Annotated in this window: 12 protein-coding genes and 1 pseudogene; 8 read left to right on the top strand and 5 right to left on the bottom strand. The window is 71.8% G+C overall.

The window, feature by feature from the left end:
* The first annotated feature begins 159 nt into the window (after window positions 1–159).
* The 3 genes from OHA99_RS25870 (at window position 160) to OHA99_RS25860 (ending at window position 3,684) form a co-directional block, all read left to right on the top strand.
* Window positions 160–1,071, top strand: coding sequence for an SGNH/GDSL hydrolase family protein (locus tag OHA99_RS25870; protein WP_153180043.1), 912 nt, complete (start codon window positions 160–162; stop codon window positions 1,069–1,071).
* Between the two features lie 89 nt (window positions 1,072–1,160).
* A complete protein-coding gene (locus tag OHA99_RS25865) occupies window positions 1,161–2,132 on the top strand; it encodes an aldose epimerase family protein (protein WP_405698061.1) in 972 nt (323 codons plus the stop codon).
* Window positions 2,133–2,400: 268 nt separating this feature from the next.
* On the top strand, window positions 2,401–3,684 hold the full coding sequence (locus tag OHA99_RS25860; protein ID WP_405698059.1) for a pyroglutamyl peptidase: 1,284 nt from the start codon (window positions 2,401–2,403) through the stop codon (window positions 3,682–3,684).
* Here the strand turns inward: OHA99_RS25860 and OHA99_RS25855 are convergent.
* The 3 genes from OHA99_RS25855 to OHA99_RS25845 form a co-directional block, all read right to left on the bottom strand.
* On the bottom strand, window positions 3,656–4,480 hold the full coding sequence (locus tag OHA99_RS25855) for an EI24 domain-containing protein (RefSeq protein WP_405698057.1): 825 nt from the start codon (window positions 4,478–4,480) through the stop codon (window positions 3,656–3,658). The genes OHA99_RS25860 and OHA99_RS25855 overlap by 29 nt on opposite strands.
* A gap of 99 nt (window positions 4,481–4,579) precedes the next feature.
* Entirely contained in the window at window positions 4,580–4,999 is a 420-nt protein-coding gene (locus OHA99_RS25850) for an organic hydroperoxide resistance protein (protein WP_153180040.1), read from the bottom strand.
* 118 nt (window positions 5,000–5,117) lie between these two features.
* Entirely contained in the window at window positions 5,118–6,140 is a 1,023-nt protein-coding gene (locus tag OHA99_RS25845; protein ID WP_165686136.1) for an NADP-dependent oxidoreductase, read from the bottom strand.
* Window positions 6,141–6,254: 114 nt separating this feature from the next.
* Between OHA99_RS25845 and OHA99_RS25840 the strand changes: the two genes are divergently transcribed.
* Entirely contained in the window at window positions 6,255–6,710 is a 456-nt protein-coding gene (locus OHA99_RS25840; RefSeq protein WP_164384904.1) for a MarR family winged helix-turn-helix transcriptional regulator, read from the top strand.
* Window positions 6,711–7,118: 408 nt separating this feature from the next.
* A complete protein-coding gene (locus OHA99_RS25835; protein ID WP_405698055.1) occupies window positions 7,119–8,102 on the top strand; it encodes a hypothetical protein in 984 nt (327 codons plus the stop codon).
* A gap of 113 nt (window positions 8,103–8,215) precedes the next feature.
* On the opposite strand, the gene OHA99_RS25830 is transcribed toward OHA99_RS25835, so the two are convergent.
* The gene (locus OHA99_RS25830; RefSeq protein ID WP_153180036.1) at window positions 8,216–8,692 is read right to left on the bottom strand and encodes a hypothetical protein; all 477 of its coding nucleotides are present in this window, start codon (window positions 8,690–8,692) and stop codon (window positions 8,216–8,218) included.
* Window positions 8,693–8,714: 22 nt separating this feature from the next.
* Here OHA99_RS25830 and OHA99_RS25825 point away from each other — a divergent pair.
* Window positions 8,715–8,965, top strand: a pseudogene (locus OHA99_RS25825) (IS5/IS1182 family transposase); the annotation flags it as partial.
* A gap of 31 nt (window positions 8,966–8,996) precedes the next feature.
* Here OHA99_RS25825 and OHA99_RS25820 read toward each other — a convergent pair.
* On the bottom strand, window positions 8,997–9,755 hold the full coding sequence (locus tag OHA99_RS25820; protein WP_405698053.1) for a hypothetical protein: 759 nt from the start codon (window positions 9,753–9,755) through the stop codon (window positions 8,997–8,999).
* A 214-nt stretch (window positions 9,756–9,969) separates the two neighbouring features.
* Here OHA99_RS25820 and OHA99_RS25815 point away from each other — a divergent pair, with 214 nt between their 5' ends.
* Both OHA99_RS25815 and OHA99_RS25810 read left to right on the top strand, forming a co-directional pair.
* The gene (locus OHA99_RS25815; RefSeq protein ID WP_153180034.1) at window positions 9,970–11,136 is read left to right on the top strand and encodes a mandelate racemase/muconate lactonizing enzyme family protein; all 1,167 of its coding nucleotides are present in this window, start codon (window positions 9,970–9,972) and stop codon (window positions 11,134–11,136) included.
* Window positions 11,133–12,149 (top strand): zinc-binding dehydrogenase, encoded by a 1,017-nt coding sequence (locus OHA99_RS25810; RefSeq protein ID WP_405698051.1) that lies wholly within the window; start codon window positions 11,133–11,135, stop codon window positions 12,147–12,149. Before OHA99_RS25815 ends, OHA99_RS25810 begins: the two co-directional genes overlap by 4 nt.
* Window positions 12,150–12,172: the final 23 nt, after the last annotated feature.

Below are 12,172 nucleotides of genomic sequence, written 5' to 3'. Positions count from 1 at the left end.
AGTGTGACCTACCGTCGGTCCCGCCGTCGACAAAACGCCGCCATTCACCCGGCAGGACGCTAGTACGGGTGTGAGGCGTCGCACCGCCGCCCTCGGGAACCCTCGCGCGGTGTCATGGGTTGAGCACGGTGGAGGCACGAGGCGAGGGGTGGGACCGGTATGGGCCGAGGGACGGACCGGCGGACGCGGCGTGTCCGTCGTCGGGCGGGTGCCGCGCTCGCCGTCGTGACCGCCGCCGCCCTGGGCGTGGCGGGCTGCGACGCCGCGGGCGGCGACTCCCCCGCCCCCTCCCCCAGCGCGTCGAAGCGGGCGAAGACGGCCCCGGCCTGGGACACGAGCCCCGAGTCGGTCGCCGCCGTGGGCGACTCCATCACGCGCGGCTTCGACGCCTGCTCGGTGCTGTCGGACTGCCCCGAGGTGTCGTGGGCGACCGGCAGCAGCGCGGAGGTCGACTCGCTGGCCGTACGGCTGCTGGGGAAGGCGGACGCGGCCGAGCACAGCTGGAACTACGCGGTCACCGGGGCCCGGATGGCGGACCTGACCGCGCAGGTGACGCGGGCGGCGAAGCGGAAGCCGGAGCTGGTGGCGGTGATGGCGGGGGCGAACGACGCGTGCCGGGCCACGACCTCGGCGATGACGCCGGTGGCGGACTTCCGGGCGCAGTTCGAGGAGGCGATGGCCACCCTGCGCGAGAGGCTTCCCAAGGCGCAGGTGTACGTGTCGAGCATCCCGGACCTCAAGCGGCTGTGGTCCCAGGGGCGTACGAACGCGCTGGGCAAGCAGGTGTGGAAGCTGGGCATCTGCCCGTCGATGCTGGGCGACGCGGACTCCCTGGACTCGGCGGCGACGCTGCGGCGCAACACGGTGCGCGACCGGGTGAGGGACTACAACGAGGTGCTGCGGGAGGTCTGCGCGAAGGACCGGCACTGCCGCACCGACGACGGCGCGGTGCACGCGTTCCGGTTCGGCACGGACCAGTTGAGCCACTGGGACTGGTTCCACCCGAGTGTGGACGGTCAGGCCCGGCTGGCGGAGATCGCGTATCGCGCGGTCACCGCGAAGAGTCCCTGACCGGAGTCCGTGACCGGAGTCCCTGACCGGAGTCCCTGACCGGAGTCCCTGACCCGGCCGCTGACCTGGCGTGTCCTAGAGTTCCGCACATGAGCGAACTCTTCGGCACACTTTCCGACGGCACCCCGGTACACCGCTGGACCCTGGAGCGGGCCGGCGTACGCGTCCGGGTCCTGTCGTACGGCGGGATCGTGCAGTCGGCGGAGGTTCCGGACCGGGACGGCAACACCGCCGACGTGGTGCTGGGGTTCGCGGACCTGGACGGCTATGTGACGCACCCCGAGCCGTACTTGGGTGCGCTGGTGGGGCGGTACGCCAACCGGATCGCGGGCGGACGCTTCCCGCTGGACGGGCGGACGTACGCGCTGGCGCCCAACGAGGGGCCGAACGTGCTGCACGGTGGCGCGCGCGGCTTCGACAAGCGCGTGTGGGACGTGCAGGCGGTCCCGGAGGGCGTCCGGCTGAGCCGGGTCTCGCCGCACGGCGAGGAGGGTTTCCCGGGGCGCGTGGAGATGTCGGTGACGTACACGCTCCAGGAGTCGGGCTCGCTGCGGATCGCGTACGAGGCGGTCACGGACGCGCCGACGGTGCTGAACCCGACCAACCACAGCTACTTCAACCTGGGCGGCTCCGGGCACGCGGGCGGGCACGAACTGCGGCTGGCCGCCTCCCGGATCACACCGGTCGACGCCGGCCTGATCCCGACCGGCGGCCTCGACGACGTGACGGACACCCGCTTCGACTTCCGGCGGGCGCGCAAGGTCGGTTCGGGCTACGACCACAACTTCGTCCTGGACAAGGGCGTGACCGACGCGGCCGAGCAGGTCGCCGAGTTGTACGACCCGGCGTCGGGGCGGGTGCTCACGGTGGCGACGACCGAGCCGGGCCTCCAGCTGTACACCGCCGACCACCTGGACGAGCCCTTCGCCCCCGGTGACGGGATCGCGCTGGAGACCCAGCACTTCCCGGACTCCCCGAACCGGCCCGGCTTCCCGAGCACGGTGCTGCGGCCGGGCGAGGTGTTCCGCTCGGAGACGGTGTACGGCTTCTCGGTGCGCTAGGGGGTGCCGGAGGGCCGAGCCCCGGCCCGGCCGTCAGGTTCCGGGCCGGGGCTGTTCACGGGGGCGCGCTCGCGGGCGTCCCGGGTCAGACGGTAATCGTCGCGGTGATCCGGCGGCCCGCGATCGGGCATCCGATCAGGAGTTCGTACGAACCCTTCACAAACGGCCATGAGTCGGTCGCCCCGCGCCATGGCGTCCACCACTCCCGTCACGCGATACTGCCGCCGTCCGCAGCGCACCCCACGGCGACGGAAGGACCTGGACTCCCTTGAGACCCCTACGTGTTCGGATCGGCGTACTCGGACTGGCCCTGGTGGCGGGGCTCGCGGCCCCCACGACGGCGACGGCGGCACCCCCGGCGGGCACCGCCCCCGCGCCGACCGTCGAGGAGCGGCGGCTCGACGGGGAGGTGCCCGGGGAGATCCTGCGGCGCTCCGGCTTCGCCGCGGTGACACCGGCGTTCGCCCGGAAGCTCGGGCGGGCGGACTCCTACGGCGAGGCGCGTGCCGTGGTGGCACGCGAGGGCGCGGCGCTGTGGCGGCGGGCGGTGGACCGGGTGCAGGGGCGCGGGCCGGCCCGCGGGGACCTCAGCCGCGACGACGACCGGCCGCTGTACTGGGCGCGGCTCGCGATGACACGGGAACTGCGCACCTGGGAGCCCGGGTTCGGGCTGGGCGAGCGGCAGCGGGCCGCGCTGCTGGCCGAGCTGGAGCACACCTCGCGCGGCCAGGCCGATCTGCGGCTGCCGCGGGGAGGACACGACAGGGGAACGGGCGTGAAGCGGGTGCTGCTCACCGGTTTCGACCCGTTCACCCTGGACCGGGACATCCGGATCTCCAACCCGTCCGGCGCCGTCGCGCTCGCCCTGGACGGCACGGTGATCGACACCCCGGACGGTCCCGCCCGGGTGGAGACGGCCGTGTTCCCGGTGCGCTGGGCGGACTTCGCCGAAGGGACGGTGGAGCGGGCGCTGCGGCCGTATCTGCCGCGGGTGGATCTGTTCACCACGGTGAGCCAGGGCCGGGTCGGACGCTTCGACGTGGAGCGGACCAACGGGGCCTGGCGGGGCGGCTTCCCGGACAACGAGAACGTCTCCCGCACGGAGACGGTCCCGGTGGCCGATCCCGCCTCGCAGCCGCAGTGGACGACGACCACGCTGCCGTACGCGGCGATCACGGCCGCGGACACGGGCCGTTTCCCGGTGTACGACAACACGCGGGTGACGGAGATCCCGGCGGGCGGCACCGAGGCGGTCGTGCGGCCGGACGGGCCCACGCCCGGTTCGACGGCCCGGGAGGGTGGCGGCGGGAACTACCTCTCCAACGAGATCGCCTACCGCGCGACGCTGCTGCGGGACCGGCTCGGGCTGCGCGGCACGCTGCCGGGCGGGCACGTGCACACGCCGGTGCTCCAGTTCGGGACGGGGAACACCGATCCGGCGACGGGGGCGGTCACCGACCCGGAGTTCGTGCGCAACCGGCTGGACATCGTGGCGCAGACGCGGGCGATCGTGGCCGTGGCGGTCAGCGCCCCGGGGCCGGACCGGGGCTGACGGCCGGGTCGGGAGTGTCGCCGTCGGACGGGTCGTCGGCGCCGTCGCGGATCTCCTCGCCCAGCAGTTCGCGGGCGAGGAGCGTGGCGCCGGCGACCGCGCCCGGCATCAGGAACACCGCGACGAACGGCACCAGGAAGGACACGCCCAGCGGGGTGCCGAAGCCCCAGACCAGCATCCTGCGGGAGCGCAGCAGGGCGAGGCGCTCGCGCAGTTCGACGCCGCGGCGCTGGAGGGCGACGGCGGCCAGCTCCTCGGTGAGGAAGAAGCCGGTGACGAAGAAGCCGACCACCGGGACCACCGTCTGGCCGACGACCGGGATGAAGCCGAGCGCGAAGAGCAGCACGCCCCAGACGACGGCCCGGACCAGGATCCGCAGGCTGTCACGGCCGGAGATCCACAGCTCGCGCCAGAGCGGCAGGGAGGACACGGGAGCCGTGCCGTCCGGGGAGACGTCGCGGTCCACGCGCTCGGAGAGGGCGTCGTAGAAGGGCTGGCCGACCAGCAGGGTGACCGCGGTGAAGGTGAGGACGGCCAGGAGCAGGGCGAGGGCGAACAGCACGGCGGTGAGGAAGCCGCGGAAGAGCCCGAGCCAGGGGCTGGACCAGTCGTCGGCGAAGGGGGTCACCCAGCCGACGAAGTCCTCGCCCCACAGCGCGAGCGCGATCAGTACGCCCACGTACAGGACCAGGGTGATCAGGCCCGGGACGAGTCCGAGGCCGTAGCTCCGGCCGTGCCGGGCCACCCAGCGCTGGCCCTTCAGAAGGTGGCCGAATCCCGCCCCAAGATCACGCATGGGCGGCACTCTACCGGTCGGCGCGCCGGACCGTTTCCGGCCCGGTCCCGGCCCCGTTCCGGCCCTCGCCCCCGGCCCCTGTTCCGGTCCCGCTCCGGGTCAGGCGAGCGTCACCGTGATGTTGCCGCGGGTCGCCTTCGAGTACGGGCAGACCTGGTGGGCCTTCTCCACCAGCGACCGCGCGGTGGCGGCGTCGACCGTCGGGATCTCGGCGGAGATCTCGACGATGATGCCGAAGCCGTCGTCGTTCTTGCCGATCCCGACCTTCGCGGTGACGGTCGAACCGGTGATGTCGGCGCCCTCCTGGCGGGCCACGACGCCGAGCGCGCCCTGGAAGCAGGCGCTGTACCCGGCGGCGAACAGCTGCTCCGGGTTGGTGCCGGCGCCGTTGCCGCCCATCTCCTTGGGCGGGTTCACGACGACGTCGAGCCTGCCGTCGTCGGTGGCGACCCGGCCGTCGCGGCCGTTCTCGGCGGTGGCGACGGCGGTGTAGAGGACTTCGGACTGCTGGATGGGCATAACGGGTGTCTTCCTCCTCGGTCCGCCGTGACTCGCGCCCACGATCACGACGGATTTCGGAAAGACGCTACCGCATGCCGGAAATCCGGGAAAGCCCGCTCCCGCCCCGCCGTCGACGTCAGAGCTTGACGATCATCTTTCCGGTGTTGTCGCCGCGCAGGACCCCGAGGAACGCCTCCAGGTTGTTCTCGATGCCCTCGACGACCGTCTCGCGGTACTTCAGCTCGCCGGAACGGACCCAGGGGCCGACCTCCTCGACGAACTTCGGCTGGAGGTCGTAGTGGTCGCCGACCAGGAAGCCCTCGATGCGGCCGCGGGTCTGGATGAGCCGGGCGAGGTTCTTCGGGCCGGGCGCGGGCTCGGTGTTGTTGTAGACGGAGATCGCGCCGCAGATGGCGATCCGGCCGTTGAGGTTGAGGGAGCCGATGGCCGCCTCCAGGTGGTCGCCGCCGACGTTGTCGAAGTAGACGTCGACGCCGTCCGGGGCGGCGGCGCGCAGCTGCTCGCTCACCGGGCCGTTCTTGTAGTTGAAGGCGGCGTCGAAGCCGTACTCGTCGAGGAGCAGCTTGACCTTCTCGTCCGAGCCGGCCGAGCCGATGACGCGCGAGGCGCCCTTGAGCTTCGCGATCTGCCCGACCTGGCTGCCGACGGCACCCGCGGCGCCCGACACGAAGACGGAGTCGCCCTCCTTGAAGGAGGCGGTGCGCAGCAGACCGGCGTAGGCGGTGAGCCCCGTCATGCCGAGCACGCCGAGGTACGTCGACAGCGGCGCCGCGTCCGGGTCCACCTTGACGGCGTTCTTCGCGTCCAGGGCGGCGTACTCGCGCCAGCCGAAGAAGTGCAGGACGTGGTCGCCGACGGCGAAGCCCTCGGCGTTGGAGGCGACGACCTCGCCGACCGCGCCGCCCTGCATGACCTTGCCCAGCTCGTAGGGGGCGGCGTAGGACTTGGCGGCGCTCATGCGGCCGCGCATGTACGGGTCGACGGAGACGTACAGGTTGCGCACCAGCACCTGCCCGTCGCCCGGGGTGGGGACCTGCGCCTCGACGAGCGCGAAGTCCTCGGGCTTGGGCCAGCCGACCGGGCGGGTGACCAGGTGCCATTCGCGGTTGACGGCGGGGAGGGCGGGGGAGTCGGTCATGGGGCACCTTTCCTGGGGCGTGCTGGGAGTGGTCTGCCGAGAATGTTTCATGCTCTGAAACAACCATGCGGCTGAACATTTCAGGTTGTCAAACAAATGGGTACCCTGGATTCCATGGCCACACCACGCGACACCACCCGCCGACCCGACGCTCTCACCCTCGAAGTCGTCGAGCTGATCGGCGAGGTCGTGGCCCGGTTCCACGCGGACTACGAGGAGGCGGCGGCGGAGCGTGCCCTGACCGGGGCGCAGGCCAAGCTGCTCAGCCTGCTGTCCCTGGAGCCGCTGCCGATGCGGAAGCTGGCCCACAAGCTGAAGTGCGAGCCGTCGAACGTCACGGGCATCGTGGACCGGCTGGAGGCGCGGGGACTGGTGGAGCGGCGCCCCGACCCCGGCGACCGGCGGGTGAAGGTCGCGGCGGCGACGGAGGAGGGGCGCCGGGTGGCGCGGGGGCTGCGGGAGTCCCTGCGGTTCGCCCGGGAGCCGCTGGCGGGGCTTTCGGAGGGGGAGCGGGTGGCGCTGCGGGACGCCCTGCGGCTGATGGTCGGGGAGGGCCCACCGGAGGGCTGACCCTCAAGACCGTGTCGCCGAGCGAGGGCGCCGGGAAGACCGCCTACTGACACTCCGACGCGCTCGCCTGTGGTCCGCCGGCGGGGAGGTGCACCGAGGCGGCTCGGTACTGGTGCCGGCGGCCCCGGTGGCCTCGTCCAGGTGGCCCGCCGTGGCCAAAGCCTGCACCCCTCCGGCCAGGACCGAAGCGCGGCTGGAGGCGTGCGGCGAGAGGCCTGTACAGCTTCTCGCGCCCGGCCGTCAGCCAGGGCGCCCGGCCATGACGACGAGGCACCGGACGGGTGCTGATGGGCGCAGCAAGACGTCGTGATCGGTCCCATGAGCGCCCTCCTTGCCGTCACCGACGGCGGTACCGCCTACCAAGCGGAAGTGCTCTCCACACTTGGTGCCACGGGTACTGTCTGACGAATGTCGAATCAGTCAGTGACGGCGGGAGTCGGTCTCGCTGGAGTGATGGCGCACTGCGGGGGAAGCCTGGCGGGCGCCGTGGAGCTTCTGGCGGGAGCCATAGCCTCGGCACCGGCGGCTCCGGAGCCCTATGCCGCCCTGGCCGAGTTGTGGACGGACCGGCGCTCAGAACTGAAGGAGAACCTCGAAGAGGACGGCTCCCTGAGTGCTGTGCTGGCGCAGACGTACCTTTTGTTCCTTGACGGCGACATGGACAACGCGGTGATGGCCCTTGGTTCGGTCACAGGTGCGCGGCCCGACGTGGCATGGGGCGCTGCGCCCTGGTTCGGCGATGCGCGCTTTCTCGGTGTGGTGAGTGCCGAAGCGCTGGCGGAGGCGTGTCTGCGGACACTGGACTACGGCCACGACCTGGACACCGAAGAAATGCGGGAGTCGTTCGCCCCGTGGTTCCATGCCCTCGACGTGGTGTCCGAACGGAATCCCGTACCGGAGTCGTTGGCTGCCATGGCCCGGCTGCCCCGGGCCTGCGGCCGGTACGAACTGTCCTTCGCACTGTGCGACCGCGCCGATGCCGTCGACCGGGTCATGTGGACCGCAGTCGCACGAGCGACCACCTGGCGCGTGATGGGAAACCTGGTTCAGGCTGCTGCGGCCTTGGAACTCGCCTTGCTCCTGGACTCCGCCAACTGGTCCCTCTACCTGGACCTGGCGGACGTGCGTGCCGAGCAGGGCGACTTCACCGCAGCCGTGAGCCTCGTCGAACGGGGTCTGGAATTCGAACCTCACGAAGTCTCCCTGCGCGCGGCGGCCGCCGCCTACCGCACACGCCTTTCCGGCGCGTCCGACGACCTGAGGGCTTTGATCGCCCTGGTACCAGGGCTCGCGAACGCCACCTACCGGAACCTGTTGATCGACTACGCATGTGCGGGGCCGAAGCTGCCTCGGAGACTCGTTGCCAAGGCCCGCCGCCTCCGTGAGAACTGAACGGGCTGTCGTGCCGACCGGTGCCAGTCAGTCAGGTTGGCCTTCCCGGCTCCGCACCATGTGGTTCGCGCGCTGAGGGCTGTCCCGTAAAAGATCTTCGAGGTGGCGGTGTGCTACCCCATGACCGCGCGGGCCGCGTCCAGGAACGCCAGCCGGTTGTCCTCCAAGTAGTCGCGCACGCTCTCGCCGTCGGGCAGGCCTTCCCACACCGTCCGGTTGAGGTCGAGGAAGTACGCACGTGCCGCGTCGTGCACGGGCAGAGGGAACTGGATGCGGATGAGCCGCTCCGCGACCCACAGCCTGTTCATGACGTCCCGGGTCGTGAGGAACCAGACGTCGGTGTCCTCCCACTCGGACGGCCGGCTGAAGGCGGAGCGTTCGGCCTCGGCCCCCACCTCGATGAACCGCTCCAGCAGCGTCAGCCGTTCCCCGCGCCGGGCCTCCGACACGGCGATCCGCTGCCGTTGTTGTTCAGCGCGTTCCGCCGACAGTTGAGTCCTGTGCTGCACGAGGTAGGACAACGAGCCGCCGAGGACAACGCCGCCCAGCGATATGAGGGACACCCAGACCTGACCTGACATGGCGGTCATCGTGCCATGCCGTCGATCTTTGTCGGAGAACTACAGGTACTCGGCCAACCACCAGGTCGTCGTGGATGCAGGCAGCCGGCTCGTGGTCGACGTCGGCCGCACAACGGTCGTCGCGGACGGCGGCTGCCGGGGCACCGGCCTGGTCGTCCCGCACCGCCACGAGCGCGGCCAGGCAGAGCACCCGGCCTGGAAAGGGGAACGAAGGAGGAACACAACGCGTCTCACCGCAAGATCCGCGCCCGCGCCGAGCACGTCTTCGCCCGAACGAAGAGCCGGCACCGTCAACGGGGAACGTGGATCTCTCTTATGTGCACCACCACAGGAACCGGTCGCAGGTTTCCGTCGGGGTCGGGTCCGGGGAGTCCGGTGGGGTGGGGGACGTCGTCGGAGGCGGGTCGTCGTTCGACTCCGGGGACGACGGGTCCGGGTCCGCGGGCGGCCGGGTGGCGGTCGGAACCGGTGCGCGGGAAGCGCCGGGGGCGCCGGACTCGCTCGCCGTCCCGGACTCCTCCGCCTCCGGGGACTCCGACGGGGACGCCGACACCGTTGTCGACGCCGATGCCGACGCGGACGGGGAGTCCGGGGCCGGGGTCGTGCGCGAGGTGTCGTCGGCCGGGATCACCGACGCCTCCCCCACTTCACGGGTGGCCCCGCCGTCCGCCGTCTCGCCGCCCGCCGCGGCCGGCTTCTGCGGGGAGTGCGGGGCGTCCATGCCGAGTTCGGCGAGGCTCAGTCCCCCGGCGGCCAGGACGAAGCCCGCGGTGACGAGCAGGGTCCGGCGGCGGCGCCTGCGGTGTGCGGCGGCCTTGCGGTCGCGGCGGCTGGAGCGGACGCCGGGCGGGGCGGCGTCGCCGGGGTCCTCGTCGTAGCCCTCGTCGGGGCCGTTCGCCGCGCCTTCCCGGGGCCCCTCGTCGGCCGTCACCGCTTCGTCGGCGGAGCGCGGGGGTTGCTCACCTGCCGTCAGGTGGACGCCGGACGCGTGGAGTTCGTGGGCGGGCGTGCCGCACCCCGGGCAGGCGAGAGCGCCGTTGAGGTGCCGTCGGCACGGGTGGCAGTAGTCCATGACGCGGGAAGGTTAAGTTCCGGGACGGGCGCGTTCCTAGAGGCCACTGTGAATGTTGTGTGGGGAAGCACGCGACCTCGGTCTTTCCCCCGATCCGAAACTGCCGAAACCGTTATGTGTCCGACCCATTGACACCCCGCACACCCCATCCTTACTGTCACGCCAGCATTTCGAACGAGTGACGAAATATCGAACACAGCGAAGGGCAGCCGCCGTGCGCATCACCGGAATCAGCACACACGTGGTCGGGACGCCGTGGCGCAACCTGACCTACGTCCAGGTGCACACCGACGAGGGCCTCACCGGAGTCGGCGAGACCCGGATGCTGGGGCACACCGACGCTCTCCTCGGCTACCTGAAGGAGGCCGAGGCCAACCACATTCTCGGTTCCGACCCGTTCGCTGTCGAGGATCTGGTCCGCCGCATGAAGTACGGCGACTACGGCCGCGCGGGCGAGATCGTGATGTCCGGCATCGCGGTCGTCGAGATGGCGTGCTGGGACATCAAGGGCAAGGCCCTCGGTGTCCCGGTGTGGCAGCTGCTGGGCGGGAAGGTCACCGACAAGGTCAAGGCCTACGCCAACGGGTGGTACACCACCGAGCGGACCCCGGAGGCGTACCACAAGGCCGCGCAGGGGGTCATGGAGCGCGGGTACCGGGCGCTGAAGATCGACCCGTTCGGCACCGGGCACTTCGAACTGGACCAGGAGCAGACGAACTACGCGGTGTCGCTGATCGAGGCCGTGCGGGACGCCATCGGTCCCGACGCCGAGCTGATGCTGGAGATGCACGGCCGGTTCTCGCCCTCCACCGCCGTCCGGCTCGCGCGCGAACTGGCGCCGTTCAGGCCGGCCTGGCTGGAGGAGCCGGTCCCGCCGGAGAACCTCAAGGCGTTGAAGAAGGTCGCCGAGAAGGTCGACATCCCGGTCGCCACGGGTGAGCGCATCCACGACCGGATCGAGTTCCGCGAGCTGTTCGAGGACCAGTCGGTGGACGTCATCCAGCCCGACGTCGGCCACATCGGCGGCATCTGGGAGACCCGGAAGCTGGCCGCGACCGCCGAGACCCACTACACGCTGGTCGCCCCGCACAACGTCGGCGGGCCCGTACTCACCGCCGCGAGCCTCCAAGTCGGGTTCACCTCCCCGAACTTCAAGATCCTGGAGCACTTCAACGACTTCGCGGACGCGGAGATCAAGAAGGTCGTCAAGGGCGCCCCCCGGGTGGACCCGGAGGACGGGTGCTTCCACCTCTCCGACGCGCCCGGTCTCGGCGTCGAGCTGGACACCGACGCGGCGGCCGAGTTCCCGCAGCAGCAGGCGCGGTTCGACCTGTGGGCCGAGGGCTGGGAGAAGCGCGCCCCCAAGGGGGCCGGGGCATGAGCGGCGCGGTCCTCGTCGAGGCGCCGGGGGTGCACCGGCTCGTGCCGCACGAGCCGCGTGAACCGGGGCCCGGCGAGGCGCTGGTGCGGGTGCACGCCGCCGGGATCTGCGGCAGCGACCGCGAGGTCTACCAGGGCAACCGGCCCGAAGGGTACGTGCGTTACCCGCTCACCCCCGGACACGAGTGGTCCGGGACGGTGGAGCGGGTCGGCACCGGGGCGCCCGCGTCGCTCGTCGGCCGGAAGGTCGTGGGTGAGGGCTTCCGCAACTGCCAGGTGTGCGACCGCTGCCACGCGGGCGAGACGACGCTGTGCACGGCCGGGTACGAGGAGACCGGGTTCACCCAGCCCGGCGCGATGGCGCCGACGCTGACCCTGCCCGCCCGGCTGCTGCACACCCTGCCCGACGGCGCCGACCTCACCGCGGCGGCCCTGCTGGAGCCCGCGGCCTGCATCGCCGCCGCCGCGCTGAAGGCGAACGCCCGGCCCGGTGAGCGCGTCGCCGTCGTCGGCACGGGCACGCTCGGCATGTTCGCCGTGCAGTTCCTGCGTGCCGCCTCCCCGGCCGAGTTGCTGGTCGTCGGCACGCGCGGGGACCGGGAGGAGCTGTCGCGGCGGTTCGGGGCGACCGACTTCCGCACCAAGGACCGGCCGCTCCCGGACGACTTCGACGTCGTGATCGAGACCGCCGGGTCCGCGGACGCCGCCCGCACCGCCGCCGCGTTGCTGCGCAGGGGCGGCCGGCTGGTGCTGACCGGCATCCCGGCGCCCGGCGCCGACTGCCTCGACCCGACCGACCTGGTCGTACGGCAGCTGGAGGTGCACACCGTCTTCGGGGCGCCGCCCGACGCCTGGGCGCACACGGTGCGGGTCTTCGCCGCCGGTCTGCTCGATCCGCGGCCGCTGGTGACGCACGAGCTGCCGCTCGCGGAGTTCTCCCGGGCCATCGAGCTGGTGGGCGCCGGCGACCCGAAGGTCGGAAAGGTGCTGCTGCACCCCGACGCCCTCCCCTGAACCGTACGCCGGTGCGGGAGCGA

The sequence above is a fragment of the Streptomyces coelicoflavus genome (genome assembly GCF_045041415.1).
Taxonomy (GTDB): domain Bacteria; phylum Actinomycetota; class Actinomycetes; order Streptomycetales; family Streptomycetaceae; genus Streptomyces; species Streptomyces coelicoflavus.
Note: the sequence above shows the minus strand (reverse complement) of the source record. Positions and strands in the feature narration are given on the sequence as shown.

Coding starts and splice junctions, on each gene's coding strand:
- OHA99_RS25870 (WP_153180043.1), top strand. CDS start 160: ATGGGCCGAGGGACGGACCGGCGGACGCGGCGTGTCCGTCGTCGGGCG.
- OHA99_RS25865 (WP_405698061.1), top strand. CDS start 1,161: ATGAGCGAACTCTTCGGCACACTTTCCGACGGCACCCCGGTACACCGC.
- OHA99_RS25855 (WP_405698057.1), bottom strand. CDS start 4,480: ATGCGTGATCTTGGGGCGGGATTCGGCCACCTTCTGAAGGGCCAGCGC.
- OHA99_RS25850 (WP_153180040.1), bottom strand. CDS start 4,999: ATGCCCATCCAGCAGTCCGAAGTCCTCTACACCGCCGTCGCCACCGCC.
- OHA99_RS25845 (WP_165686136.1), bottom strand. CDS start 6,140: ATGACCGACTCCCCCGCCCTCCCCGCCGTCAACCGCGAATGGCACCTG.
- OHA99_RS25840 (WP_164384904.1), top strand. CDS start 6,255: ATGGCCACACCACGCGACACCACCCGCCGACCCGACGCTCTCACCCTC.
- OHA99_RS25835 (WP_405698055.1), top strand. CDS start 7,119: ATGTCGAATCAGTCAGTGACGGCGGGAGTCGGTCTCGCTGGAGTGATG.
- OHA99_RS25830 (WP_153180036.1), bottom strand. CDS start 8,692: ATGACCGCCATGTCAGGTCAGGTCTGGGTGTCCCTCATATCGCTGGGC.
- OHA99_RS25820 (WP_405698053.1), bottom strand. CDS start 9,755: ATGGACTACTGCCACCCGTGCCGACGGCACCTCAACGGCGCTCTCGCC.
- OHA99_RS25810 (WP_405698051.1), top strand. CDS start 11,133: ATGAGCGGCGCGGTCCTCGTCGAGGCGCCGGGGGTGCACCGGCTCGTG.